This window comes from Flavobacterium notoginsengisoli (assembly GCF_014207905.1).
In the GTDB taxonomy this organism is placed as follows: domain Bacteria; phylum Bacteroidota; class Bacteroidia; order Flavobacteriales; family Flavobacteriaceae; genus Flavobacterium; species Flavobacterium notoginsengisoli_A.
This window is the reverse complement of the sequence record NZ_JACHLB010000001.1, coordinates 245,041-270,574: the sequence shown is the minus strand read 5'-3', so window position 1 is coordinate 270,574 and position 25,534 is coordinate 245,041. Positions and strand designations below refer to the sequence as shown.

Below are 25,534 nucleotides of genomic sequence, written 5' to 3'. Positions count from 1 at the left end.
GAAGATTTCTCCTTCGTCGAAATGACAAGATTGTGTGTAGTTTGAAAGAGTTGCTTCCAGTTTTAACTGGACGTTAAAAAAGGGTTTTTCTTAATCGGCTTTAGCCAAACATAGCAATTTTGGCTAAAGCCATTTATTGTTCAAAATAGAAAACCTCCAGTTAAAACTGGAGGCAATTGAATATCTTTTTACTTCTTATAAAAGTTATTATGATCAATATATTCCCAAACTTTCGGAGGTAGCAAAGGCTGAATATTTTTACCTTCTTTAATATTGTTGCGAATAAAAGTCGAAGAAATTTCTACAATGGGCGCATCAATAACATGAATTTTTGGATGCGATTTTAATTCTACATTTTCAGGTTCGTCTGAGATTCTCGGATACACATAAATATCATGATTTTCCAGAATCACTTCATAGTTTCTCCATTTATGAAGGGTTTTCAAATTGTCTTCGCCCATGATTAATGAAAATTCATGAGAAGGATATTTTTCTTGTAAATGTGCTAAGGTAATTACGGTATAACTTGGCTGAGGTAATTTAAACTCAATATCCGATGGTTTTATCTTTGGATAATCTTCTGTTGCCAGAAAAACCATTTGAAGGCGTTGTTGGTCGTCTAAAAGAGTTGCTTTCTTTTTTAACGGATTGTGAGGTGTTACAACCATCCAAATTTGATCTAAACCTGCATATTCTGCCATATGATTGGCAATAATTAAATGACCAACATGGATAGGGTTATATGTGCCGAAATAAAGACCTATTTTCATAGTCGAAGTAACTAGTTATTAGTAAAAAGTGATTAGTCTTTTAGTGTTTTAGAAAAAGCATTAATCATTTTAGATTCTTCCTCAATTTGATTCAAAATTTCTTTGTAAAGAGTTTGACTAGTTATAAAACCAAGATCATTTGCAATTAGTAATTGAGTTTCAATTTCGAATAATGAGCCTCTAGAAATATTTAAAAAATGACTAAAAGATTTGTCCGTATTTCTACCATAACCTTCTGCTATATTTGATGGAATGGATACAGAAGCTCTTTTTAGTTGACTTGTTAAAGCAAGCAATTCTTCTTTAGGAAATGATTTTACTAATTGATAAATCAATGACACAATTTTAATTCCTTTCTGCCAGATCAATAAATCTTTATAAGATCTTATTTCACTCATTTTCCGTGCTATTTACTAATTACTCTTTACTAATCACCTATTTAGAAACAAAGTCCTTAACCAATTGATGCGCTTCTTCAAGAGCAACTTCTAAATCATAATTTTTGATAATCACATCAAATTGTGGAGCAGTAGCTAATTCAACAGAGGCTTTAGCAATACGCATATTGATTTTGTCTTCACTTTCTGTAGAACGTTCTTTTAATCTTCTTTTAAGTTCGTCAACACTTGGTGGTTTTACAAAAACGGCTAAAGTCTGTTCAGGGAATTTATGTTTAATACGTAATCCTCCCGCAACATCAATGTCAAAAATTACATTTTTTCCTAAAGCCCAAATGCGTTCGATTTCAGATTTTAAAGTCCCGTAAAAGTTATCGCGATATACTTCTTCCCATTCTAGGAAATCCTCGGCTTTAATGTGTTTTTTGAACTCTTCTAACGAAATAAAATAATAATCTTTTCCGTGAACTTCTTCTCCGCGCGGGTCGCGTGAGGCAGCCGAGATTGAAAATTCAAGATTTAAATCTTCTTGCCCTAATAAATGTTTTACGATAGTTGTTTTTCCCGATCCTGATGGCGCCGAAAAAACAATTAATTTTCCTTTGTTCATTGTGTGTTTATGTGTGATCTGCCTTTAAAAGCTAAATTCTTTTTCTAGGACAGATAGTAATTCATTATATGAAATTAATTCATCGACTGTTGGATAATACTTTAAATATGTTTCTGGATTATCGAAAGAAAAATTATTTATATTCTTTTCATTTCTAACATACACTTTGTATCCAACTCCATCTAAAACATGTTTTTCTGTTTTAGAGATTCCTCGCTCACCTCTATCTGAATCAATTTTTGGCTTGCCAAATTTATATCTTATGGTTTCCATGTTTGGAAGAAATTCGATATTTGTAATAAGTAAATTAAGCCAAATTAATTCCGCATCTTTTGGTTTTAGTTTTCCAATTTTTTCTTTTGGAAATGTTATTCCATTGATTTTAGTAATATCTTTAAACTTATCTGAATAATAATAGATAAAAACAATCCAATTGTTATTCCCTTCATCATACATTCTAAAAATTACAGAATTGTAAGTTGTTTGGTATTTCTTGTAAATTCGAATTTCTTTTTTATAAGTTAAAGTGTCAGGTATTTCTAAAACTTTATTAATTTCGGATACTTCTTGTCCAAAACAACTGAAAACTATAAAAAAGAAGAAAATGAAATAGCGAATCATTAAAGAACGTTTAATACCTGCTCTTTAATTTTCTCCAATTCATCTTTCATTTGCACAACTAATTTCTGCATTTGAGCATGATTCGACTTTGAACCCATTGTATTGATTTCGCGTCCCATTTCTTGAGTGATGAAACCAAGTTTTCTACCATTGGCTTCAGAACCGTTTAACGTTTCTAAAAAGTAGTCTAAATGATTTCCTAAACGTACTTTTTCTTCTGTAATATCTAATTTTTCTAAATAATAGATTAATTCCTGCTCAAAACGGTTTTCGTCTACATTAACCTGTAATTCTGAAATAGCATTCTGCAAACGATCTTTAATTGCTTGAATACGTTCTGGATCAAGAGCCAAAGTATCATTCATAAACTGGCGAATATTTCCAATTCTTAGATTAAATTCTTTTTCTAAAGATTCGCCTTCGTCTTTTCTAAAATTTAAGATGTTTTGAAGCGCTTCGTCAATGATAACCTGAATTTCTTCCCAATCATTTTCGTCAATTTCTTCACGTTCTGTTTTTAATGTGTCTGGCATACGAACGGCCATTTTCATTAATTCAGTTTCATCTGCATCAGGATTAACCTCTTTCAATTGAGCAATATAATACTTTACAACAGGTACATTTACTTTAGTAGAAGTTTGTTCCGCGGTGTTTTCGATGTAAATCGCAAAATCAATTTTTCCTCTCTCTAATTTGGTCGAAATCTGTGTGCGTAATCCTAATTCCATTTCGCGATAAAGCGATGGCATTCTTACATTTAGATCTAAACCTTTGCTGTTTAAGGATTTTACTTCTACAGTAATTTTTTTTGTAGGCAATTGCAAAGAAGCTTTGCCAAACCCTGTCATAGATTGTATCATATAATTGAGTATAAAGGCGCAAAGATAATTAAAAGTTTGCTGCTTTGTGTTGTAAATTGTAAATCAGTTTCGTACAAATTACGGAATAGGATTCTTACGATAATGCTTTTATAACTTCTGCAACATTTTTTTGGCTGTTGCCGATGTAAATTTTACCATCAATAATAAAAACCGGACGGCTTAAGAAAGTGTAGTGTTCTAAGATGTATTTTTTGAAATCCGCTTCGGTCAAAGATTTGTTTTTCAAGTCCATTGATTTATACAACTGCGCTTTTTTGCTAAATAAGGCTTCGTAACTTCCTGAAAGTTTGTACATTTCTTCAAGCTGTTCTTCGGTAATTGGCTCTTGTCTGATATCTTGAAATACTAAATTATTTTCTGGTAAGCTTTTAATGATTTTTCTACACGTATCGCAAGATGCTAAATAATATATTTTGTCCATGATTTTTGAATTGTATTAGACTACAAAGAAAAATCATTTGAAACTTAAAAATGATTAATTTTAGAAAAAAAATAATAACATGAGTTCAGTTTTTGAAACCCAAAAAACAATAAGAGAAATTCTCTTGAAAATTTTAGAAAGTCATTCTTTAGAACAATTAAACAAAATTCCGCAAGGCTTCAATAACAATATTATTTGGAATGTGGCACATTGCGTTGCAGCGCAGCAAACATTGGTTTATAAATTATCTGGTCTCCCGACAATGGTTTCAGAAGAATTTATTTTGAAATATCGAAAAGGAACAAAACCAGAAGGAGATGTTTCTGAAGAAGAGGTAAATGAGGTTAAAACTTTACTTTTAAGCACATTTGAAAAAACGAAAAATGATTTTGAAAGCGGTCTTTTTGTTGATTATAATGAATATACAACCAGCATGGGATTTACTTTGAGTAACGTTCAAGATGCATTAGATTTTAATAATTATCACGAAGGAATTCATACCGGAATTGTGATGACTTTAAGGAAATTGGTTTAAAAAAAATCCCGCTTTTAAAGCGGGATTTTTTTTATTCTACTATAGTTTCGATTGTAACTTTCATTGCTCCGGCACCTTTATTTTTGGTGATATCCATAAAAGCTCTTTTGGACAAATCGATTTCGCGGGTTTTTACAAACGGGCCGCGGTCGGTAATTTTTACAATAACAAACTTTCCGTTTGCTTCATTGGTCACTTTTACTCTAGTTCCAAAAGGAAGTTTTTTGTGAGCTGCCGTGTAACTGTTGTTGTTGAATCTGCTTCCGTTAGCGGTTCTTTTTCCATTAAAACGATCTGCATAGTAGGAGGCATGTGCGTTTTTTTTGTATGGTCTAAGTTTTAATCCTTTGTCTGTAAAAACAGAATCTACAGGTAATGCAATAATATTGGGTCTTGCATTTTTTACAGTGTCTTGAGTGATTTTTGGGTCTGTTGCAGGTTTTGTTTGACTTATAACATAGGTAAAACCACTAATTAAAGTGAAAGCGATTGTGGCGAATAAAATGATTTTTTTATTTCTCATGGGTTATTTTTTTTCAGACTTGGGGGGAGTTTGTACAAATAATATGCCGAGATAAAAAAAGCCCTGTTGAAAGGGCTCTTAATTGGTTTTTTCTAGAACCAAAGGTTCCATGGAATTCTACTTAAAATAAGCAATAATCCTAATCCGTAAAATATAGCAAAGGTTTTAAACTTAGCTTCGCTATTGATTAATTTTTTATGTTTAGACCATCCAATTGTAATAAGGACGATTGCAATAAGATTAATAAGCGGATGTTCTAATGATGTTAATCTAAGTTCTGCATTTGACATCTGGCCAAAAGCTGCTTTTCCAAGTGGAGAAACAAAATATAGTATTAAACCAATTAATAACTGTGTATGAGTCCCGATTAAAGCAAATAAAGCAATTTTGCGATCTTTAGCTGTAAACTCTTTTTTTGATGTTACTCCGATGATTGCATTAACAACTGCAACAAGCAAAAGCAGTAATGCTAAATAGGCCCATCCAGAGTGGAATTTTTGTAGAAAATTATACATAAACCTTGTTTTTTGTTTGAAACAAATATAACAAAAATGACTATAAAAAAACGGCATTAGACTTAAAAGTCAATGCCGTTTTTACTATTTATTTAGATTCTAAATTCTTAGAAATCGTAACGTAATGCAAAGTTCCAAGTTCTACCGAAACCAAAGTATACTTGGTTGTTTGTAGAAATTCCTTTGTAAGTTGGCTGAGTTGGGTAATCAGCAGCAAAGTAGTTAGTTTTTGCTTCAGCAATATAAGTGTAATCAAAAACGTTGTTTACGTTTAATCTGAAACCTACAGAGTTGCTTTTGTTTTTTCCAACTAACAATTTGTATGATAAACCAGCATCAGCTGTACCGTAAGAAGGTAATTGTAATGAACCTCTGTTAGTTGCTGAAGTAAAGTTTCCTGGAGAAATTGCAGCGTATAACTTGTCATTGTAGTTATAGTTTGCATCAACAGTAAAACGTGGTAAAATCTCATAAGTTGCACCTACAGCAGCAGTTGTTTGAGCAGCATCTCCAACTCTTACACCATCAAGGTATAATGTTGTAGCAGTACCTCCACCAACAGGGTTGTTTGCTGAGTCATAACGGTTACTTGTACTTGTTCCATCATATTTCCAGTCTCCAATAGAGAACATACCAGTAAGTGTAAGTTTGTCAAGTACTTTAGCAGTAGCGTCAAATTCGATACCTGAGTGGATTTCTGTAATTCCAGCGAAGTCATAGTAACCTCCAGGGTTGTCTGCAGCTCCATCATTAGATCTTTGGTATCTATCTTTCCATGAAGTACGGTAGAAGTTTAAGTTAGCAGTAAACATTTTTGTACGTAAACCATAACCAGCTTCAATACCGAAGATTTTTTCGTTTGTTAAGTTACCATTTACTAATGAAGCATTGTTTGGATAAACAGCATTAAAGAATGGTTGTTTTGAGTAGTATCCTGAGTTAACAAAAACATTGTGGTGCTCGTTGATGTTGTAGTTAACACCACCTTTTACGTTACCACCTAAGATGTTTTCGTAATCTGTGCTAGATAAAGGATCTGTTGATAAGTATTTAAAGTAATCAACTCTTTTGAATCCTTGTTGAGAAAGTGCACCTTGAACAAATGCAGTAAATTTATCAGTAGAATACTCTAATTGAGTAAATCCACCGTACCATCTTACATCACCATCATTGTTGAAGTTGATTTTTTCTTCACTATCCGTACTTTTGAATACGTTCCATGCTGGATATGTAGAATATGTGTTGTATAAAACTCTATTAGGATTGTTTAAATCATAATTATCTGCGAATGAATCTGCTCCTAATAAGTTGTTGATGTTTTGGTAGTGGATACCTTTGTATCCTCTTACATCAATTCCTAAATCCCAAGTTAAACGGTCAGAGAATTTTTTGTTGAAGTTAACAATTGCTCCATACCAGTTATGAGAGTTAACAGATGAAATTTGAGAAATACCATTTGTAGAATTGTTTCCAGAAAGAGCAGTATTTCTGTATTCACCACTTGTTCCAGTAGTCGTACGAGTGTAATTAGTTCCGTTGATACTTACAGGTTGTCCTGAGTTGTAAGCAACTATTTTGTCATAATCAACTAAACCGTTTGCAGTTCTGAATGCAGCATTTGCATAGTTTAAACCTCTAATGAAACCTGCACCTCTAGATCCTCCACCACGTCCGAAAGATACATAAGCAACAGTTGATAATTTTGAAGTTTCGTTGATTTGGAAATCATAGTTTAAAGAAATAACTGGTTTGTGGTAGTAGTTTCTTACCATGTTGAATTCTTTACCATCTTTATAACCCCAGTCAGAGTTGTATTTAATGTTTGGATCAGTAGCTGTACCATATTGTTGGTATTGAGCAATAGTGATAAATGTAGATCTCTGATCGTGCCATTGTGGAGCGCCAGTAACCGTGAATTGGAAATCGTGCTTGTTGTTTTTAGTTGTATAACCTAAAGCGATATAGTAGTTGTCTCCGTTAAATTTAGTTCCATCAACATATCCATCACCTTGAGTGTGGCTATATAAAACAGAAGCAGAGAATCCGCTGTCTAATTTTCCTGTGTTGTAAGAAACGTTAGATTTGAAGAAATTATCGTTACCAAAAGAAGTACCAACAGTACCACCTTGTTTTAAATCTGAAGCTTTAGTTACGTAGTTCATAGTTCCCCCAACAGAAGCAATTGCTAATTTTGAAGATCCTAAACCTCTTTGTACTTGAATGAATGAAGTAACGTCAGATAAACCTGCCCAGTTACTCCAGTATACTGCTCCGTTTTCCATGTCGTTAACTGGCATACCGTTTACCATTACAGCAACGTTATTTTGGCTAAATCCACGAACTGTAATTCTTGAATCTCCAAAACCACCACCAGATTTAGTTACATAAACAGATGGAGTGCTTTTTAACATTTCAGGAAGCTCTTGGTTTCCTAATTTTGCCTGAATTTCAGCTGCTTTAATTGTAGAAACAGCTACAGGAGTTTTTCTGTCTTTTGCAATATCTACTGTGCTACTTTTAACTACGATCTCGCTCAATTCGTTTGAGTTAGAAACTAAAACAATAGTTCCTAAGTTTGTAGTTGCACCATTAGCCACTGTAAATTTTACAGTTTGATTGTCGTAACCTAAGAATGAGATTACGATCTCGCCTGAATTTGATGTTGCGTTAAGTGTAAATTTACCATCAAAATCTGTTGAAGTTGCCGTAGTAGATCCTTTGATAACTACGTTTGCTCCTGGTAATGAACCGACTCCGTCAGTAATTGTACCAGTAACCTTTCCTTGAGAAAATACGGTCGAAACTATCATAAAAAATAGTCCAGTCAGTAACCAATTTTTCATTTTCTTCATTTTGTTATTGAGTTAATTGTTTTTGGCAAAATTATAACAAATAACTTAGATAATGTTATCGAAATGTTAAGAAAAACCAGTTTTGTCTTTTATGTTGCGCATTAAAATGAATTTTCCTTTTTTTATTAAAAAAAACACTGTTTTCTTGAATTAATGCAAGTGTTTTTTGTTAAATGTGTATTTTTTTGAATAGGATTGTAAGTGAAATTGTGCAAATGAACCTTATTTGTCTTCATTTTGTCGGCTTTTTATGTAAAAAAACGTCTTAATTTTTGTTAAATTAAGACGTTTCAATCTGTTAGAGAAATATTAAATTTTTGCTCTTATTTATTTTTTAAGAAATGATTCAATAAAAATGAAGTCGAACTGTCATGTGTTTTAACAGTTTTAGAATTGATTTCATCTAAGATAGAATTAGCCAATTGTTTTCCTAATTCAACTCCCCATTGATCAAAGCTGAAGATGTTCCAGATAATTCCCTGAGTAAAGATTTTGTGCTCATATAAGGCAATCAAAGAACCTAAGCTTTTTGGAGTCAGTTTCTGAATTAAAATTGTGTTTGTTGGTTTGTTTCCTGTAAAAACTTTAAAAGGCAATAAATAAGATGCTTTTTCTGCAGAAAGTCCTTGTTTGTCAAATTCTGCTTGAACTTGTGCTGGAGTTTTTCCGTTCATTAAAGCTTCTGTTTGCGCGAAGAAATTTGACATCAATTTATCATGATGATCTTCGTTTCCATAAAGTGGTTTTACAAAACCGATAAAATCTGTCGGAATTCTTTTTGTCCCTTGGTGAATTAATTGGAAAAATGCATGTTGAGAATTAGTTCCTGGCTCTCCCCAAATAATAGTTCCTGTTTGGTAGTTAACAGGTTTTCCGTCGCGGCCAACACTTTTTCCGTTACTTTCCATAGTTGCTTGCTGTAAATATGGAGCTAATTTCGATAGATATTGTGTGTACGGAATTAAAGCTTCGCTTTCAGCACCATAAAAATTATTATACCAAACGCTCAATAAGGCTAAAATTACAGGAATGTTTTGGTCAAATTCTGCAGATTTGAAATGTTCATCCATTTCATTTGCTCCGACTAATAATTGGTTGTAATTTTCAAAACCAATTGCCAAAGCAATACTTAAACCAACGGCACTCCAAAGAGAAAATCTTCCTCCAACCCAGTCCCACATCGGGAAAACATTGTCTGGATTAATTCCGAATTCTGTTACGTTTTTAATGTTTGTAGAAACCGCCGCGAAATGTTTTGCAATATCTTCTTGAGTAGCCGATTTCAAGAACCATTCTTTAATAGTTTCTGAATTCGAAAGCGTTTCTTGAGTTGTAAAAGTTTTAGAAACAATTACAAATAAAGTAGTTTCTGGATTTAGTTTTTTAATGATTTCATTTACATGATCTCCATCAACGTTTGAAACGAAATGAAGATTTAAATGGTTTTTGTAAAACTGTAAAGCTTCAACCGCCATAACAGGGCCAAGGTCAGAACCACCGATTCCGATATTTACAACATCTGTAAAAGCTTTTCCTGTGTAACCTTTTCTTTGTCCTGAAATTACTTCTTCAGTAAATTGTTTGATTTTATTTTTTACTTCGTAAACTTCTGGAATTACATTTTCACCATCAACATTAATAACTGCCGATTCTGGAGCACGTAAAGCCGTATGAAGAACTGCACGATTTTCTGTTTTATTGATTAATTCACCTCCAAAATAATCAGCAATTGCATTTTTTAATCCGATTGAGTCTGCTAATTCTAATAAAAGTGAAATAGTTTCCTGACTGATATTATTTTTAGAATAATCAACTAAAAAGTCATTCCATTGCAAATTGAATTTTTCAGCGCGGGCACTATCTTGTTGAAACAATTCTTGTATTGTGGTTTCGTGAATTGCGTTATAGTGGTTTTGGAGATTTTTCCACGCTTCAGTCCCAGTTGGGTTTGTTGTGTTTAAAGCCATTTTTATCTATAATTGAGTTTGTTTTTTGAAACACAAAAATACTGAAATAACTTTTAAAAGGGTAGCGGTTCACGATTATATAACAATTAGTTACGAAAACGTTTTATGGATTTTACTCTCGATTTTTTGCAGCAATGATAATTGCGCCATCATTTTCTTTTTCATTGTAAATTATTCGACTGCTATTTAGGTTTAAAAAATTTAAAGTAATGATATCGGATTTCTTAAGCGGTATTAAGATTGTGTCTTGTTTCTTATTGTATTTAAATGGAATTCCGTTTATTACAATCAAAGGTGATTCCCCGATTAAATCTTTTTCGAAAGCATTGTCAATTAATTTTTGGACAAAATATTTATCCTCTTTATTGTCTTTTAAGATAAAAGTCTTTGGATTTGAACATCCAATTATTAGGATTGAAATTAGTAATAAATATTTTTTCATTAATAATGAGTCATTTTACCAAATCTTCCACCAAGGTTTTTTATTAATCTCAATGGTTTTCTTTGCGATATCAATATCGATTCTTTTTTGAGATTCGGTTTTAATTTTCGAATCATCAAAAAACAATTCGCCATTATCGCTCATTCCAAGCGGAGATTTTGTTCTTTCTTTCCAATTTTCAGTTTGTAATTCTGGAATTAAGGCGGCATCGATTTTTTCGCGAAAGCGTTTTTGTGCTTTTTCAATAATTTCTTCTTCTAAGTTTGAAGATGAATTTTTAAAAAGTGAAATCGAATTGTCTGGAATATTTAAAAGAAAGATCTGTGTTTTATCTTCAATTTTCTGAATATCCAATACTTTAAAATACGAAATCGAATCTAAAAGAAAATGACCGATTTTTGCAGAATCGGGATTAAATTTTGATAAATCTTTTGGGTGCGCACTCGCAATCAGATACCTTAAATTTCCCGAAAGTCCTCCGCCAATCGAACTCATATCAGTAAAACCTTTTTCTTGAATGATTTGTCCGATTTTATAATTTGAAATGAAATTTTCTGAAAGAGAGGTGTCTCTATAAAATAATTTTAAACCAGAAAAAGTTTCATGATACATAGTTCTAAGACGCTCGTTTTTCATGGTTTTCGATTTAAAATCTAAAATTTTAGAAATGTTTTCGGATGATTTTTATAAATTCCCAATACTATCCAATTCTCTTTTCAAAGGTTCAATCTGTTTCATGAAACGGGTTCTGTCATTTCCTGTCAAAGATTCTCCAGTTGGAAGATTCAATCGAAGCGCATCTACTTGAACACCATTTTTCCAGAAACGATAACAAACGTGAGGTCCAGAAGCCAAACCTGTACTTCCAACCAAACCAATTGTCTGACCTTGCGTAACACGTTGTCCGCGACGAACCAAGATTTTTGACATATGTAAATATTGAGTAGAGTAGGTTCCGTTGTGTTTTACTTTTACAAAGTTTCCGTTTCCTGCTGTATATCCTGTAGTTTCTACAACTCCCGAAGCAGTCGTAGAAATTGGAGTTCCAGTTGGTGCTGCATAATCTGTTCCTTTGTGTGCTTTCCAAGTATGCTGTACAGGGTGGAATCTATTCATCGTGAATCTTGAAGTGATTCGGCTGAATTTAATTGGAGTTTTTAAGAAGAAGTTTTTAAGTGTTTTTCCTTCATCATCATAATATTCTATTTTCCCAGAAGTTGTGTCTCTTTCAAACGGGAATGCATAAATGATTTTTCCTTTATATTCAAAAAAAGCAGCTTCTAGGTCTTCAACGCCATCGTAAGTTTTTCCGTTAATGAATCTTTCAGTGAAAATTAATCCGTAGCGATCTCCTTTTTTAAGTTTAAAGAAGTCAATAGACCAAGAAAATACTTTTGTAATTCTGCTTGCCAATGCGGTTTCAACACTTTCGTTTCCTAAAGTTTCAGAAAGAGAGCTTTTTAAAACGCCTCCAATAATTTTTCTTTTTAAAGTAACGGGTTTTATTTTTTTATAAGCTTTTGCAATGCTGTCTCTTAAATCAATAACATAATAACTTAAAGCATCAGGCTGATAAATAAAAACTTGTAAATTGTTTGTTTTGTTTTTTGAACGAAGTAAAGTAAAAGGTTTTCCGTAACGAATAGTTCGCACATTGAAAGAATCTTTAACTTGCTCTACAATGTCAAAAACTTTTTTGTTGCCAATATTTTGTCCTTGAATGATAGAACCAAATGAATCTCCTTTTGAAATTGTATCATTAACAACATTGAAATCTGCGTAATTAAAACCGAATTCTATTTTTTTGGTTGCTGGTTTAGTAATTTTGGTTTCTACTTTTTCTTCTGTTTTTTTACATGAAAAAATAGAAAACAAGACAATTAAAATTACGACTGCTTTTTTCAAACTTTTTGGGATTTTTTTGGGAGGAATTAGGCTATGTTTTCTTCTCCCCAGTTGGACAATTCTTCTTCGGTCCACAATTTAGGAAAAAAGATGCGTTTTTGGTATTTTGGATGCATATATTTTTGCCAGTCGCTTCCGCCAGTTGCTTCACCGTTTCCTTTTCCGCTTTCTAAGATGTATTTTCTTGCTGTATTTAGATGCTGCATAACCCAAGTGATGTTCACTGTTTTATCATAATGACGCATTGCTGTGATTAATTCTGAATTTTGCTGATCTTTTTCTGGAAGCTGAGAAAATTTTTGCCAGATGTTTTTGGTCTTAAAAGTAGACATTTGTCTCAAAAATTGAACTTTGTATTTGTTTTCAAATTCTTGAAGCAAGTATGATTTTTCTCCTGTATGATAGTCTTTTCCAGCAGCTTGCCAATATAGATGTTCAAAACTAGTTTCTAGATCTGTATTCTCGTCAAAGTTTGCTTTGTATCTTCTGTCTGTTAAATTGATTACATCTGTCGAAGCAAATTCGATCATTCTGTATTGGGCGCTCTGAAATCCGCTGGCAGGAGTAAGTGTGTTTCTGAATTTCATATATTGATCTACTTCCATACCATTTTCCATAATGCTGAAAGAGTTGGTAAGCATGTCAAAATATCTTGTAATTCTTGATAATCTTTCACTGAAAAAATCAACCTGAATGTTTTCTTTTTCAGCTATTTGGTCAATTTCCCACAAAATCATTTTGAAGATTAATTCGTTTACCTGATGGTACATGATAAAAACCATTTCGTCAGGAAGTGTGGTGCGTTGTATTTGTAAGTTTAAAAGAGCGTCGGTCTGAATATAATCCCAATAAGTGATTGGTTTAGCCCAAAGTAATCCTTCTAATTGAACATCAGTTTTTTGATTTATGGCTTGAAATTTTAGATCAATTTCTTTTAAGATTGCTTCAGAATTATCTGTAGGGTTCATTATTTTTTTGCTTTAAGTGGACTTTTTAATCCTTTATATTCATCGAGATCGGCCTTAAGGGAACCTACAGCCAAATCTGCTTTTATTCTTATCGGAACTTTGTTCACATCATCTGTTATCCAGAGTGTTAAACTTTCTTTTTCTTTAAATACTCTTCCTGTTTGTACCAAGGGTTTGAAAACCATCGTAGAAACGGTTCCAAATTTAGTTGTAATATCTTGACGACCTACATATTTTAACTTAAATTTTGTGATTTCATCATCAAAAAACATGTCAATTGTAATTGCTTCGCCAGATTTCAATTTATCAATATTCGGATGGTTTCTCAAATAGTAAAATGCCGAAACAATATCTTGCACTTCTTCAGTAACAATTATCGTTTTTTCTGATTTTCTTTTATAGTCCTTTACTAAAACTCTATTTTCTCCTTGATTGAAAAATCCTTCTTGATTTTTAGTATAACCGCCTTCATCAATTTTTCGAACATAGCGATAAGGTTTTCCCGTTTCTTTGTCAAAATAACTTTCGTATAAATCTTCTACTTTGAAGAAAAATTTAGACATTCCGGTTGTGTAACCTTTTCCAACAGAATGATATACTTTTTTATTATTGATAGTTGCATCTTTTACTTCGAGAGTAGCGTAACCGGCGTTTACAATTCCGTAATGAATTCTAAATTTAAAATATTCTCCAGTATCAAAAGCGTCTTCTTTTTGAGTGTCGAACGCCAGTGTAGTTAGTGCAAATATGATGAGGATATACTTTTTCATAGTACAATTTTTACATTTCATTATAAAGTTAAGTAAATGCAAATTCTATTCCAAATGTACCAAAACAAAAAAACTCAGTCAAGAATGACTGAGTTTTTATGCTATTAACTAACCAAAAAACTATAAATTATGAAATTTATATCAATTCGGAAGGAAACCACCCCTTCCTTATTTGCGAGTGCAAAGATAGATAGAAAGTTCAAAAAACAAATAGCCAAAGTCAAGTTTAACATAACATTTGCAAAAAAAGCATCGTTTTTTAGAGAATTATGCTGTTTTGTGTATGAAAATTAACGTTTTATAGCGTTCCTCTCAATTCTTGCTCTCTTTCAATAGACTCGAAAAGGGCTTTAAAGTTACCTGCGCCAAACCCTTTTGCACCCATTCTTTGAATAATTTCGAAGAAAAGCGTCGGTCTATCTTGAACAGGCTTCGTAAATATCTGCAATAAGTAGCCATCTTCATCTGCATCTACCATGATAGCCAGTTTTTCGATTTCGTTTAAATCTTCTTTCATCATATCCATGTGAACACCTAATCTTTCTGGAATTGCTTCGTAGTAAGTATGAGGAGGAGCTGATAAAAATTCAACACCGCGTGCTCTTAGCTGTGAAACGGTTTTGATAATATCATCTGTAGCAATGGCAATATGTTGAATTCCAGGTCCGCCATAGAAATCTAAATATTCTTCAATTTGAGATTTTTTCTTTCCTTCTGCTGGTTCGTTGATTGGAAATTTAATTCTTCCGTTTCCATTAGACATTACTTTACTCATCAAAGCAGAATATTCTGTTGTAATTTGTTTGTCGTCAAAAGATAAGAAGTTTACGAATCCCATAACTTCTTCGTAGAATTTTACCCAAGTATTCATTTCGTTCCAACCTACATTTCCAACCATGTGATCGATATATTTTAATCCAGTTGATTCTGGATTGAAATCAGATTTCCATTCTCTGTAACCTGGTAAGAAAACACCATTGTAGTTTTTTCTTTCTACGAAAATATGAACTGTTTCTCCGTAAGTATAAATTCCAGAACGAACTACTTGTCCAAATTCATCTTCTTCAACGGTTGGTTCCATAAAAGAACGTGCACCACGTTTCATGGTTTCTTCGTAAGATTTTGTAGCGTCTTCAACCCAAAGCGCTGCCACTTTTACTCCGTCTCCATGTTTTTTCAAATGCTCGTTGATTGGAGAATCTGCTGTTAATGGAGTCGTTAAAACAATTCTGATTTTATCTTGTTTTAAAACATAAGACGCTCTGTCTTTTACTCCAGTTTCTAATCCGGCATAAGCCAATGATTGATAACCAAATGCAGATTTGTAATAATGTGCAGCTTGTTTTGCGTTCCCTACGTAAAATTCTACATAGTCTGTTCCTAATAAAGGAAGGAAGTCCTGCGCTCCTTCAAATATTTTTTCTAATCCGTATTCTACTGATTTTACTTCTTTGCTCATTTTGTTTATTTGTTTAATCGGTTAATCGTTTAACTGATTTTGCCGAAATGTTGTGTTTAATTTTTTTTTTTAACGCAAAGGGCGCAAAGAGTTTTTTGAGAATGATTTTGTAAAATCGCTAAGAACGCAAAGCTTTGCGAACTCATTGAAGTAAAACGTCATTAAAATCTTTGTGAACTTTGCGAAAAATCCTTTGCGAACTTTGCGTTTAAATAAGTTTAGTTATTCCGTCCAAGATTTGTAGTACTGTCCATCATCTAATCCCATAGCTTCTTCAGTAACCATAAGTGGTCTGAAAGTATCAACCATAACGGCTAATTCTTGAGTTTCTTTATGACCAATACTGCGTTCCATTGCACCAGGTGCAGGACCGTGTGGAATTCCTTTTGGATGTAAAGTAATATGACCTTGCTCAATATTATTACGGCTCATAAAATCACCATCAACATAATATAGTACTTCGTCAGAATCTATATTGCTATGATTATATGGCGCTGGAATAGCTTTTGGATGATAATCGTAAAGTCTTGGGCAGAATGAACAAACAACAAAAGTTGCTGTTTCAAAAGTTTGGTGTACCGGTGGCGGTTGGTGAACACGCCCCGTTATAGGTTCGAAATTGTGAATTGAAAATCCGTATGGAAAATTGTAGCCGTCCCAGCCTACAACATCAAAAGGATGTGTGGCATAAACAACTTCATGTAGCATTCCTTCTTTTTTGATTTTAATTAAAAAATCGCCTTTCTCGTCATGCGTTTCCAATTCGCTTGGCAAAATAAAATCACGCTCACAAAATGGAGAATGTTCTAAATGCTGTCCCGATTGGTTTTTATAACGTTTTGGAGTGTAAAATGGAGAATAAGATTCTACATAAAATAGTCGATTGTCTTCCGTTTCAAAATCAATTTGGTAAATAATGCCACGCGGAATAATCAAATAATCGCCATATTCAAACGGAATATTTCCTAACATGGTTCTTAATTTTCCTTTTCCTCTGTGAATGAAAAGCATTTCATCGGCATCGGCATTTTTATAGAAATAATTTCGAAGCGATTCTTTCGGTGCAGCCAAACCAATAATGCAGTCTTTATTGACTAACATGGCTTTTCGGCTGTCTAAAAAGTCATTTTCTGGCTTTAATTCAAAACCTTTAAAAAGTAATGATTTTATGTTTTTTCCGATTGCAATTTTTGGTTCAACCGAATAAGAGTTTAAAATTTCTTTAACCTGCGTTGGTCTGTGTACGTGATAAGATAATGACGAATGTCCATGAAAACCTTCGGTTCCAAACAATTGTTCGTAGTAAAAACCTCCGTTTGGTTTTTCAAATTGGGTGTGTCGCTTTTGCGGAAAATCTCCGAGTTTGTGATATAATGGCATGGCTTTTCAATTAGATAATTTGTAAATTAGATAATTCGAAAATTAGAATTGTCTGAACAGATAATCTGATCACTCTTTTTTGAATGATCTAATTATCTCAATTCGATAGCTTACTCAGGATTTCTCTTGATGAGGAATTGAAGATACTCTAATAAACCTGTCCATTTTGTTTTCATTATAACAAATGTCGTAATTTTTTCGAAGTAAAAATAAAAATTATATTAATTATAACTAAAATAATTTAATGTTTTTTGATATAATTTTCACGAAGCAAAAAAATAACGCGATTTTATTGAAATATTCACTAGTATAATACTAAAACAAGAAACCAATACTAAACCAAGTAAAGCTTCTTGACATTTCTGGAGACCAAGATTGTTTTATTTCAATTGGACCAATTATGGTTTCTAATCCGTATCCTACGGCATAACCAGTATATTTAGGCATTGAAACCCAGTCTACAGTAGAGAAAATGTTATTGCCTAGATTGGCAAAATTGGCAGAAAGATTAATGTGGTTTTTTCTTAAGATCTCGTAATCCAGCGTAATTCCTGTTTTGATGAAGCTGTTTCCTGAAATACTTAAGAAATCATATCCGTAAAAATAATTGAAGTTGTTTATTTTGCTGTAGCCGTAACCTCCTAAAATAAAATCAAAGAACGGAACGCTTGAGTTTCCGAAAGTGAAACCCGCATCGGCATCTATTTTGAAAGTGGCTCTTCTAAATAAAGTATTTACAAAAGAAACTTCTGCTTTTGCAATTGAAAACGGATTGAAAGTTTTGGTGTAATCTGAAGATGCCATATAGGTTTGTAAATCTGTCGAGAAATACAATCCCGAACTTGGATAATACTTGTCATCAAATGAGTCGTATTTCAAATAAGCAAAAGCACTAAAATAGTTGCTCTTGTCAATGATATTATCTACGTTGGCAAGTGTTGGAGAATTTATTTTTAAATATTTAAATTCTAAACCTCCACCCATTAAAAACTTCTGAACGAAAATAGTCTGGAAATAAGCTTGGTTATTTACGTCCATAAAATCAACATTAATTAAGTTGACGTTTGGATTTTGCGTTATCAAATTACTTAAACTCGTCGTTACATTTCTATTAAATTGACTCAATCTCGAACGAAAACCGAAGCTGATATTAAAGCCATTTTCAACATAATAATTGAAATCATATCTGAAATTATCTCCTAAAATAATATCGAGCGAAGTCACATCATTTTTTAAAAACGTTTTCTTGTGAGTCAGATTCAGTAAAATCCCGCTTTTGTAAAGTCCGTCGTAATGAAGTCCGAGCTTTAAAAAAGTCTGTGTTGGATTTTCTTTTAAAACCAAATCAAGATCATCTTTTTCGCCATCTGGCTGCAGACAATATGAAATAGTGCTAAAGTTTTGAGTTGCATTCAAATTGTTTATTCCAGCTTTCAAGCCGTCATAAGTAATAGTGCTTCCAGGTTTAAAACGAAGTTTACCGCGAATATATTCTTTAGTGTAATTGTCTAATCTATCAGTATTGATTTTTTGAATTTGAATTGTATCTGATGCGATTTTGAGTTTTGGTTTTTTGTAAAAATTGGTTTCATCAGATAATGCTTTGATTTTTTCATAAACTGCAAAAGCTGCTTCTTCGCCTTTTCGGATAATTTCTTCACCTTTATCAAATGAAATTACGCCATAATCACGAATATCGGGTTTAATGTAAACATCGGTATTCTTAATTTTGTTTTTCATTTTATCGATAGACTGCAGATTGGTAATCTGAACCAGAATTCTAGTCGCATTTTTAAGGTTTTTTCGTTTCATCAAATCGTCCTGAACGTCAACACCAATAATAATATCTGCACCAAGATTACGAACTTCTTGTATCGGATAATTGTTTACCACGCCGCCATCAACCAATAAATTTCCGTCAATTTCTACGGGAGTAAATAGGGAAGGAAAAGCAGCACTCGCCATCATGGCCTGAACGAGATTTCCTTTATTCAATAAAACCTCTTCTCCAGTTTCGATATTAGTTCCAATACATAAAAAAGGAGTTGGCAATTTGTTGAAATCACGAATATGGCGCACATTTCGAGTTAAACTGCTTAACAAATTATAATTATACATCCCTTTAGAAAGTGCTTCTGGAATTCCAACTCGAAAATTACTAAACGGTAGAACTATCGCATATAATTCGTCATTTTTTTTGCCATAAAAATTCTTAGAAGATCTCGGAATATAATCGCTTATCAATTCATCAAAATTGGTTTTCTTAAAAATAGAATCGATTTGAGAAGCATTATAACCCGATGCATAAAGTCCGCCGATTACAGAACCCATACTAGTTCCGCCAATATAATCAATTTTGATTCCGGCTTCTTCCAAAACTTTCAAAACACCAATATGCGCAAAACCTTTCGCACCGCCGCCACTCAAAACCAAACCGATTTTGGGTCTTTTAATGCTGTCTTTTTTTATTTCTTGAGAAAATGAGTTTTGCGAAACCAATACCAACAATATAAACATCATAGAAATCGCTTTCCAAATTGTATTTAGAAAGTGTCCTTTTGATTGGATATTTAGAATTGATAATTGATTTTGGCGCATAAAAATCTGCAAGTTAGTTTTGTAAAAGTCGGTAATTTTTTCGGGTTTATTCTTAATATGATGTTGTTTTTAAAAGCATTAATTTTTTATTTTGATCATATTTCCAAACGTCGTTGTGAGTTCTAGCGCCACCTCTGCAGCTTGACGTAAGCGTCTTTTTAATTTTGTCAATTTTTACATCGCAAAACATATCGCATTTCGGATTGAAATTGGTTGGAAATTCTAAATTTTCAAAATTTTTGGTTTTCGGATTAAAAATGAAAATCTGATAAATATTGTAAACTCCCATTCCGTCATCAGTACGAAAACTAGCAAAATCGGTATAACCATCAAAATTATAATCGTTTATTTCTAAATGTGAAGGTTTTCCAGTAATCGAAACTCCAATGTTTTTTATAGTTTGAGTTTTTCCAGTTTGATCATTTTTTACAGTTATTTCTTGTGCTATTTCTTCTTCGGTAGAGTTAAGATATTTATAGCTTATTTTGATTTTGCCATTGTCTTTTTGAACAAAAGAAATTTCGTTTTGACTATACGAAATAGAAAAAAACAAAAATAGAATGCTATGCAAAAAGATTTTTCTCAAAACAGATTAACTTTCTTTAGAATGATAAAATTCAACAATTTTTTTGGCTTTAGAAACACCTACAACAGCCGAAATTTCTTTTTCTGTTGCCAATTTTAATCTTTTAACACTTTTGAAATGTTTTATTAACGTCGTCATAGTTTTTTCTCCAATTCCAGGTATACTTTCTACAGAAGAATTGAGGGCAGCTTTGCTTCTTTTATCTCTATGGAACGTAATTCCGAATCTATGCGCTTCGTTTCGCAACTGCTGAATTACTTTTAAAGTTTCGGATTTTTTGTCCAGATATAACGGAATAGAATCGCCTGGATAAAAAAGTTCTTCCAATCTTTTTGCAATTCCGATGATAGCAATTTTACCTCTTAATCCTAATTCATCAATACTTTTTAGAGCAGACGAAAGTTGTCCTTTTCCACCGTCAATAATAATTAATTGCGGAAGAGGTTCATTTTCGTCTAATAATCTTTTATAACGGCGGTACACAATTTCGGTCATCGAAGCAAAATCGTCTGGGCCTTCAACGGTTTTAACATTGAAATGACGGTAATCTTTTTTGCTTGGTTTTCCATCTTTAAAAACCACACAAGCTGCAACAGGATTTGTTCCCTGAATGTTCGAGTTATCAAAACATTCGATATGTCTTGGCTCAACAGGAAGACGTAAATCTTTCTGCATCTGTGCCATAATTCGGTTTACATGGCGATCCGGATCTACAATTTGTAATTGTTTCAATTGCTCGATTCGGTAGAATTTAGCATTTCGAATCGATAAATCCAGAATCTGTTTTTTGTCGCCAAGCTGTGGAACAGTTACTTTAATGTTTTCACCTAAATCCAATTCAAAAGGAACAATAATTTCTTTTGATAGTAACTGAAAACGTTCACGCAATTCTACAATTGCTAATTCTAACAATTCTTCATCAGATTCGTCCAATTTTTTCTTCATTTCTAAAGTATGAGAACGAATAATCGAACCGTGAGAAATCTGAAGGAAATTGACATAAGCTGCACTTTCGTCAGAAACAATCGAGAAAACATCAATATTGGTAATCTTCGGATTGATAATAGTCGATCGAGATTGATAATTCTCTAAAACTTCAATCTTTTCTTTGATTTTCTGCGCTTCTTCAAACTGAAGATTTTGCGCATAAGTATTCATCAGTTTCTTGAAATCCTTTAAACTTTCTTTGAAGTTTCCTTTCAGGATTTCACGAATAGCGTTGACTTGTCTTTGGTATTCTTCTAAAGATTCCAAACCTTCACAAGGCCCTTTGCAATTGCCAATATGATATTCCAGACAAACTTTAAATTTACCTGAATTGATATTCGATTCACTCAAATCGTAATTACAAGTGCGAAGCGGATACAATTCTTTAATCAAATCCAAAATCGTATGCACCATTTTGAAATTCGTATACGGGCCAAAATATTCTGAGCCATCTTTAACCATTCTTCTCGTTAGAAATATTCTCGAAAAAGGTTCTTTTTTAATGCAGATCCAAGGATAACTTTTGTCATCGCGAAGCAGTACATTATATCTTGGCTGAAGCGTTTTTATTAAATTGTTTTCCAATAAAAGCGCATCGGTTTCAGTTGGAACTACGATGTGTTTTATGGTCACGATTTTTTTGACCAATACATTAGTTTTGGCCGTATCGTGAATTTTATTGAAATATGAGGAAACCCTTTTTTTTAAATTTTTGGCTTTACCAACGTACAAGATTTTCCCGTCTTTATCATAATATTGATAAACGCCGGGATTGTCTGGCAAAGTTAAAATTTGAAGATCTAAGGCTGGTTTTTGCATTCTTTTTTATGTCTGAAGATATCCGAAAAGCCTTTTTCAAAAACCATTCCGATTTCCAAATGAAGCTTAACATTGAATTAGTTTCAAATTTACAAAATCAAAAGAATAATTTCTATATTTAGATTTTATAATTCTACATGAGAAATAGTGCTCCATTAGTTATTTTTGGCGAATCGATTTTGCCGGGAGAACATAGAACCATAAATGTCGAAATTGCTCGATTGCATACCACAACGAAGTTGAATATTCCTGTCATAGTGCGTCGTTCCAAGCACGAAGGTCCTGTTGTTTTATTTTCTGCAGGAATTCACGGAGACGAAATCAATGGTGTTGAAATTGTTCGTCAGATTATTAGCAAAAAAATTAACAGACCTTCCCGCGGTACCATTATTTGTATTCCAGTCATCAATATGTACGGTTTTGTCAATAAATCAAGAGAATTTCCAGATGGTCGGGATTTAAATCGTGTTTTCCCAGGAAGTAAAAAAGGTTCACTTGCCAGCCGATTTGCTTATCATATAGTCGAAGAAATTTTGCCGATTTTAGATTATGCTGTTGATTTTCATGCGGGAGGAGCGAGTCGTTTTAATGCACCTCAGATTAGAATTACAGAGAATAACCCTGAATTGAAAACTTTGGCTGATATTTTTAATGCGCCTTTCACACTTTATTCTAAAAATATAAATGGTTCTTTCAGAAAAACCTCTGAAAATGCCAATGTAAAAATGCTTCTTTTTGAAGGAGGAAAATCGTTAGACATCAATAACGAAATTGCAAATCAAGGTGTTTTAGGAACCAAACGTTTGCTTCATTATTTAGAAATGCTGGATTCTAAACAAATTGTTGAGCCAGCGTTGACACCTTCCATTTATATCAAACAATCGGTTTGGCTTCGCGCGAAATGTTCAGGTTTATTGCATGATTTTAATCTGATTGGAAAATTTGTAACCAAAGGCACTATCTTAGCTATTATTACAGATCCGTTTGGAAAGTTTGAACAGAAGATCAAAGCACCGCACGATGGTTATGTAATCAATGCGAATCATTCGCCTATTGTTTATGAAGGCGATGCCATTTATCATTTATCTAAAACACCCGACAATGCCGACGAGTAAAAAGGAACTCCGAATAGAATATAAAAATCTACGTAAAGCGCTTTCTTTTGATGAAATAGAAGAACAAAGTCTGGCGATTGCCAATCAATTAATCCAAATGCCAATTTGGGATAAAAGTTACTATCATGTTTTTCTTCCGATTGAAGAACAAAAAGAAATAAATACCGAATTTATTCTTCATTTACTTTCTGGAAAAGACAAAGAAATACTAATTTCTAAAAGTGATTTCGAAACGAGAAAAATGACTCATTTTCTTTTAACAGACAATACCAAAATTAAAAAAAACGAATACAATATTCCAGAACCCGTGGACGGAATCGAAGTGCCTTCATCAAAAGTGGAAGTAGTTTTTGTACCACTTTTGGCTTATGATATTTTCGGAAATCGAATTGGTTACGGAAAAGGTTTTTACGATAAATTCCTTTCAGAATGTAAACCAGAAACCCTGAAAATCGGGCTTTCATTTTTTGAACCAGTAAATCAGATTGACGATGTTTTTGAATCGGATATCAAATTAGATTTTTGTGTGACACCAGAAAAAATATACCCGTTTTAATTTTTACACAATATTTTCTGTAGAGACGCACCGCAGTGCGTCTACATCCAGCACATCGACAATGATTGCGTTAGACGCACTGCAGTGCGTCTCTACAGTTCTATGTGTGTAAAAATATTTTGAGTATAATTCCCTTAAAAATCAAGGTTTCACAATTTATTTTCTCGTAAGAAAAGTAATTTTAAATTTTTTGGCACGATTTTGCTTACTCGAAAAATTGCAAATAATCGTCTCTAGTACATCCGGAATGCTAGCCCTTATTTGAAGCCAATAACCTATTTATTAATCTTTAAAAATTTACTTTATGAGAAATCTTAATTTCTTTATGATGGCATTCCTCGTACTTACTATTTTCAGCTGTAAGAAAGCGTATGCACCAGATGAAGCAGCAGAAACAATGGACATGACAACTGTTGCTCTGGATGAAGCTCCAGAAGAATTGTATGCTGAACCAAACACAGAAAGCTATGCAGGATTAGAAGAGAATCCATTTGAATCTCCGCTTAAAACTCCTCTTTCTACTTTTTCTATAGATGTTGATAATGCATCATATACCAATATTCGCCGATTTATTAATGAAGGACAAAAAGTTCCAAAAGATGCTGTTCGTATTGAAGAAATGATCAATTTTTTCAAATACAAATATCTACAGCCAGATGGCCAGCATCCCTTCGCAATTCATACCGAATACAGCGATTGTCCCTGGAACAAAAACAGCCGATTGCTAAAAATTGGTTTGCAGGGAAAAGATGTTCCAATGGCAAATTTGCCGGCTACTAATCTGGTTTTTTTAGTCGATGTTTCAGGTTCTATGGATGAACCAAATAAATTGCCATTGCTAAAAGAATCGATGAAAATTCTAGTAAAAGAACTTCGCAATACAGACAGAGTTTCGATTGTTGTTTATGCTGGTTCGGCTGGAGTGGTTTTAGAACCGACTTCAGGAGAAAACAAAGACGAGATTATGGATGCTTTTGATGATTTACATGCAGGCGGAAGTACAGCAGGAGGAGAAGGAATCGAATTAGCTTACAAATTAGCACAGGAAAATTTCATAAAAGGAGGAAATAATAGAGTAGTGATAGCTACCGATGGTGATTTTAATGTTGGCGCTTCTACCGATGATGATATGCTGAAATTGATTGAACAAAAAAGAGAATCGGGCGTTTTCTTAACCGTTTTAGGATTTGGAATGGGCAATTACAAAGATTCTAAAATGGAAATTCTAGCCGATAAAGGAAACGGAAATTATGCTTATATCGATAATATTCAGGAAGCCAATCGTTTTCTAGGAAAAGAGTTTAAAGGTTCAATGTTCGCTATAGCGAAAGATGTAAAAATTCAAATCGAGTTTAACCCAAATCATGTTCAGGCGTATCGATTGATTGGTTATGAAAACCGAAAACTTAATGCAGAAGATTTTAAAAATGATAAAATTGATGCAGGCGAATTAGGAAGCGGACACTCCGTTACGGCTTTATATGAAATAATTCCAACTGGAGTTGAGAGCGATTACATTCCGTCAGATTTAAAATATACCAAAACACAGAAAGTGTCTGAAAATCATAGTGATGAATTGGCGACGGTGAAATTTAGATATAAAAAACCTGATAGCAATAAAAGTGTTGAAATAGTTAATGTAATAGCAGACAAGAAAATGAGTCTAGAAAATAGTTCTCCAGATTTTAAATTTACAACTGCAGTTTCCTGGTTCGGATTAAAATTGCGTGACTCAAAATATATTGCAAATAGTTCAAGTGCAGATATAAAAAGATTGGCAAAATCTGGTTTACAAAATGATGATGAAGGTTACCGAGCAGAGTTTATACGACTGATTGATGCGGTAAATTAAAAAA

General features: G+C 33.0%; 24 protein-coding genes. 4 read left to right on the top strand and 20 right to left on the bottom strand.

The annotated features are described in order from the left end of the window. Nucleotides 1-188: 188 nt before the first annotated feature. The 6 genes from nadD to HNP35_RS01180 form a co-directional block, all read right to left on the bottom strand. Nucleotides 189-770, bottom strand: a complete 582-nt coding sequence (gene nadD / locus HNP35_RS01205; protein WP_184159241.1) for a nicotinate (nicotinamide) nucleotide adenylyltransferase — start codon at nt 768-770, stop codon at nt 189-191. Nucleotides 771-802: 32 nt separating this feature from the next. Next, on the bottom strand, nt 803-1,168 hold the full coding sequence (locus tag HNP35_RS01200) for a four helix bundle protein (protein WP_184159244.1): 366 nt from the start codon (nt 1,166-1,168) through the stop codon (nt 803-805). Between the two features lie 37 nt (nt 1,169-1,205). Then, nucleotides 1,206-1,778: a guanylate kinase gene (gene gmk / locus HNP35_RS01195; protein WP_184159245.1), complete on the bottom strand. Its 573-nt coding sequence runs from the start codon at nt 1,776-1,778 to the stop codon at nt 1,206-1,208. A 24-nt stretch (nt 1,779-1,802) separates the two neighbouring features. Continuing rightward, complete coding sequence (locus tag HNP35_RS01190; RefSeq protein WP_184159247.1) at nt 1,803-2,399, bottom strand: hypothetical protein; 597 nt, start codon at nt 2,397-2,399, stop codon at nt 1,803-1,805. Beyond that, nucleotides 2,399-3,259, bottom strand: coding sequence for a YicC/YloC family endoribonuclease (locus HNP35_RS01185; protein ID WP_184159249.1), 861 nt, complete (start codon nt 3,257-3,259; stop codon nt 2,399-2,401). The genes HNP35_RS01190 and HNP35_RS01185 overlap by 1 nt, the downstream gene beginning before the upstream one ends. 94 nt (nt 3,260-3,353) lie before the next feature. Next, nucleotides 3,354-3,701, bottom strand: coding sequence for an arsenate reductase family protein (locus HNP35_RS01180; RefSeq protein WP_184159251.1), 348 nt, complete (start codon nt 3,699-3,701; stop codon nt 3,354-3,356). Between the two features lie 79 nt (nt 3,702-3,780). On the opposite strand from HNP35_RS01180, the gene HNP35_RS01175 reads away from it, so the two are divergent. Next, complete coding sequence (locus HNP35_RS01175) at nt 3,781-4,236, top strand: DinB family protein (protein WP_184159253.1); 456 nt, start codon at nt 3,781-3,783, stop codon at nt 4,234-4,236. A 31-nt stretch (nt 4,237-4,267) separates the two neighbouring features. Here HNP35_RS01175 and HNP35_RS01170 read toward each other — a convergent pair whose 3' ends face one another. The 14 genes from HNP35_RS01170 to uvrC form a co-directional block, all read right to left on the bottom strand. Beyond that, nucleotides 4,268-4,759 (bottom strand): septal ring lytic transglycosylase RlpA family protein, encoded by a 492-nt coding sequence (locus tag HNP35_RS01170; protein WP_184159255.1) that lies wholly within the window; start codon nt 4,757-4,759, stop codon nt 4,268-4,270. Nucleotides 4,760-4,851: 92 nt separating this feature from the next. Beyond that, nucleotides 4,852-5,274, bottom strand: coding sequence for a hypothetical protein (locus HNP35_RS01165; RefSeq protein ID WP_095953867.1), 423 nt, complete (start codon nt 5,272-5,274; stop codon nt 4,852-4,854). Between the two features lie 107 nt (nt 5,275-5,381). Then, a complete protein-coding gene (locus HNP35_RS01160) occupies nt 5,382-8,126 on the bottom strand; it encodes a TonB-dependent receptor (RefSeq protein WP_184159257.1) in 2,745 nt (914 codons plus the stop codon). 323 nt (nt 8,127-8,449) lie between these two features. Next, complete coding sequence (gene pgi / locus HNP35_RS01155) at nt 8,450-10,093, bottom strand: glucose-6-phosphate isomerase (protein ID WP_184159259.1); 1,644 nt, start codon at nt 10,091-10,093, stop codon at nt 8,450-8,452. A gap of 112 nt (nt 10,094-10,205) precedes the next feature. Next, complete coding sequence (locus HNP35_RS01150; protein WP_184159261.1) at nt 10,206-10,535, bottom strand: hypothetical protein; 330 nt, start codon at nt 10,533-10,535, stop codon at nt 10,206-10,208. Nucleotides 10,536-10,550: 15 nt separating this feature from the next. Next, nucleotides 10,551-11,171, bottom strand: coding sequence for a hypothetical protein (locus HNP35_RS01145; protein ID WP_184159263.1), 621 nt, complete (start codon nt 11,169-11,171; stop codon nt 10,551-10,553). 48 nt (nt 11,172-11,219) lie between these two features. Further along, nucleotides 11,220-12,440 carry a M23 family metallopeptidase gene (locus HNP35_RS01140; RefSeq protein WP_184159265.1) on the bottom strand — a complete coding sequence of 407 codons (1,221 nt, stop codon included), beginning with the start codon at nt 12,438-12,440 and terminating at the stop codon, nt 11,220-11,222. Between the two features lie 26 nt (nt 12,441-12,466). Beyond that, complete coding sequence (locus tag HNP35_RS01135) at nt 12,467-13,408, bottom strand: tryptophan 2,3-dioxygenase family protein (RefSeq protein ID WP_184159267.1); 942 nt, start codon at nt 13,406-13,408, stop codon at nt 12,467-12,469. Further along, nucleotides 13,408-14,178 carry a DUF3108 domain-containing protein gene (locus tag HNP35_RS01130; RefSeq protein ID WP_184159269.1) on the bottom strand — a complete coding sequence of 257 codons (771 nt, stop codon included), beginning with the start codon at nt 14,176-14,178 and terminating at the stop codon, nt 13,408-13,410. The genes HNP35_RS01135 and HNP35_RS01130 overlap by 1 nt, the downstream gene beginning before the upstream one ends. Before the next feature lie 298 nt (nt 14,179-14,476). Next, nucleotides 14,477-15,637, bottom strand: coding sequence for a 4-hydroxyphenylpyruvate dioxygenase (gene hppD / locus HNP35_RS01125; RefSeq protein ID WP_184159272.1), 1,161 nt, complete (start codon nt 15,635-15,637; stop codon nt 14,477-14,479). A gap of 222 nt (nt 15,638-15,859) precedes the next feature. Further along, complete coding sequence (locus tag HNP35_RS01120) at nt 15,860-17,017, bottom strand: homogentisate 1,2-dioxygenase (RefSeq protein WP_184159274.1); 1,158 nt, start codon at nt 17,015-17,017, stop codon at nt 15,860-15,862. A gap of 315 nt (nt 17,018-17,332) precedes the next feature. After that, a complete protein-coding gene (locus HNP35_RS01115) occupies nt 17,333-19,615 on the bottom strand; it encodes a patatin-like phospholipase family protein (protein ID WP_184159276.1) in 2,283 nt (760 codons plus the stop codon). Between the two features lie 52 nt (nt 19,616-19,667). Next, nucleotides 19,668-20,201: an XAC2610-related protein gene (locus tag HNP35_RS01110; protein WP_184710769.1), complete on the bottom strand. Its 534-nt coding sequence runs from the start codon at nt 20,199-20,201 to the stop codon at nt 19,668-19,670. A 6-nt stretch (nt 20,202-20,207) separates the two neighbouring features. Further along, nucleotides 20,208-22,007, bottom strand: a complete 1,800-nt coding sequence (gene uvrC / locus HNP35_RS01105) for an excinuclease ABC subunit UvrC (protein WP_184159280.1) — start codon at nt 22,005-22,007, stop codon at nt 20,208-20,210. Between the two features lie 137 nt (nt 22,008-22,144). Between uvrC and HNP35_RS01100 the strand changes: the two genes are divergently transcribed. The 3 genes from HNP35_RS01100 to HNP35_RS01090 all read left to right on the top strand — a co-directional run bounded on the left by HNP35_RS01100 (nt 22,145) and on the right by HNP35_RS01090 (nt 25,530). After that, complete coding sequence (locus HNP35_RS01100; RefSeq protein ID WP_184159282.1) at nt 22,145-23,122, top strand: succinylglutamate desuccinylase/aspartoacylase family protein; 978 nt, start codon at nt 22,145-22,147, stop codon at nt 23,120-23,122. Continuing rightward, nucleotides 23,109-23,678, top strand: coding sequence for a 5-formyltetrahydrofolate cyclo-ligase (locus tag HNP35_RS01095; protein ID WP_184159284.1), 570 nt, complete (start codon nt 23,109-23,111; stop codon nt 23,676-23,678). The genes HNP35_RS01100 and HNP35_RS01095 overlap by 14 nt, the downstream gene beginning before the upstream one ends. A gap of 304 nt (nt 23,679-23,982) precedes the next feature. Further along, entirely contained in the window at nt 23,983-25,530 is a 1,548-nt protein-coding gene (locus HNP35_RS01090; protein WP_184159286.1) for a YfbK domain-containing protein, read from the top strand. Nucleotides 25,531-25,534: the final 4 nt, after the last annotated feature.

Coding starts and splice junctions, on each gene's coding strand:
- HNP35_RS01100 (WP_184159282.1), top strand. CDS start 22,145: ATGAGAAATAGTGCTCCATTAGTTATTTTTGGCGAATCGATTTTGCCG.
- HNP35_RS01120 (WP_184159274.1), bottom strand. CDS start 17,017: ATGCCATTATATCACAAACTCGGAGATTTTCCGCAAAAGCGACACACC.
- HNP35_RS01190 (WP_184159247.1), bottom strand. CDS start 2,399: ATGATTCGCTATTTCATTTTCTTCTTTTTTATAGTTTTCAGTTGTTTT.
- uvrC (WP_184159280.1), bottom strand. CDS start 22,007: ATGCAAAAACCAGCCTTAGATCTTCAAATTTTAACTTTGCCAGACAAT.
- HNP35_RS01165 (WP_095953867.1), bottom strand. CDS start 5,274: ATGTATAATTTTCTACAAAAATTCCACTCTGGATGGGCCTATTTAGCA.
- HNP35_RS01090 (WP_184159286.1), top strand. CDS start 23,983: ATGAGAAATCTTAATTTCTTTATGATGGCATTCCTCGTACTTACTATT.
- HNP35_RS01175 (WP_184159253.1), top strand. CDS start 3,781: ATGAGTTCAGTTTTTGAAACCCAAAAAACAATAAGAGAAATTCTCTTG.
- HNP35_RS01135 (WP_184159267.1), bottom strand. CDS start 13,408: ATGAACCCTACAGATAATTCTGAAGCAATCTTAAAAGAAATTGATCTA.
- HNP35_RS01185 (WP_184159249.1), bottom strand. CDS start 3,259: ATGATACAATCTATGACAGGGTTTGGCAAAGCTTCTTTGCAATTGCCT.
- nadD (WP_184159241.1), bottom strand. CDS start 770: ATGAAAATAGGTCTTTATTTCGGCACATATAACCCTATCCATGTTGGT.
- HNP35_RS01170 (WP_184159255.1), bottom strand. CDS start 4,759: ATGAGAAATAAAAAAATCATTTTATTCGCCACAATCGCTTTCACTTTA.
- HNP35_RS01130 (WP_184159269.1), bottom strand. CDS start 14,178: ATGAAAAAGTATATCCTCATCATATTTGCACTAACTACACTGGCGTTC.
- HNP35_RS01095 (WP_184159284.1), top strand. CDS start 23,109: ATGCCGACGAGTAAAAAGGAACTCCGAATAGAATATAAAAATCTACGT.
- HNP35_RS01115 (WP_184159276.1), bottom strand. CDS start 19,615: ATGCGCCAAAATCAATTATCAATTCTAAATATCCAATCAAAAGGACAC.
- HNP35_RS01200 (WP_184159244.1), bottom strand. CDS start 1,168: ATGAGTGAAATAAGATCTTATAAAGATTTATTGATCTGGCAGAAAGGA.
- HNP35_RS01180 (WP_184159251.1), bottom strand. CDS start 3,701: ATGGACAAAATATATTATTTAGCATCTTGCGATACGTGTAGAAAAATC.
- HNP35_RS01160 (WP_184159257.1), bottom strand. CDS start 8,126: ATGAAGAAAATGAAAAATTGGTTACTGACTGGACTATTTTTTATGATA.
- hppD (WP_184159272.1), bottom strand. CDS start 15,637: ATGAGCAAAGAAGTAAAATCAGTAGAATACGGATTAGAAAAAATATTT.
- HNP35_RS01150 (WP_184159261.1), bottom strand. CDS start 10,535: ATGAAAAAATATTTATTACTAATTTCAATCCTAATAATTGGATGTTCA.
- pgi (WP_184159259.1), bottom strand. CDS start 10,093: ATGGCTTTAAACACAACAAACCCAACTGGGACTGAAGCGTGGAAAAAT.
- gmk (WP_184159245.1), bottom strand. CDS start 1,778: ATGAACAAAGGAAAATTAATTGTTTTTTCGGCGCCATCAGGATCGGGA.
- HNP35_RS01145 (WP_184159263.1), bottom strand. CDS start 11,171: ATGAAAAACGAGCGTCTTAGAACTATGTATCATGAAACTTTTTCTGGT.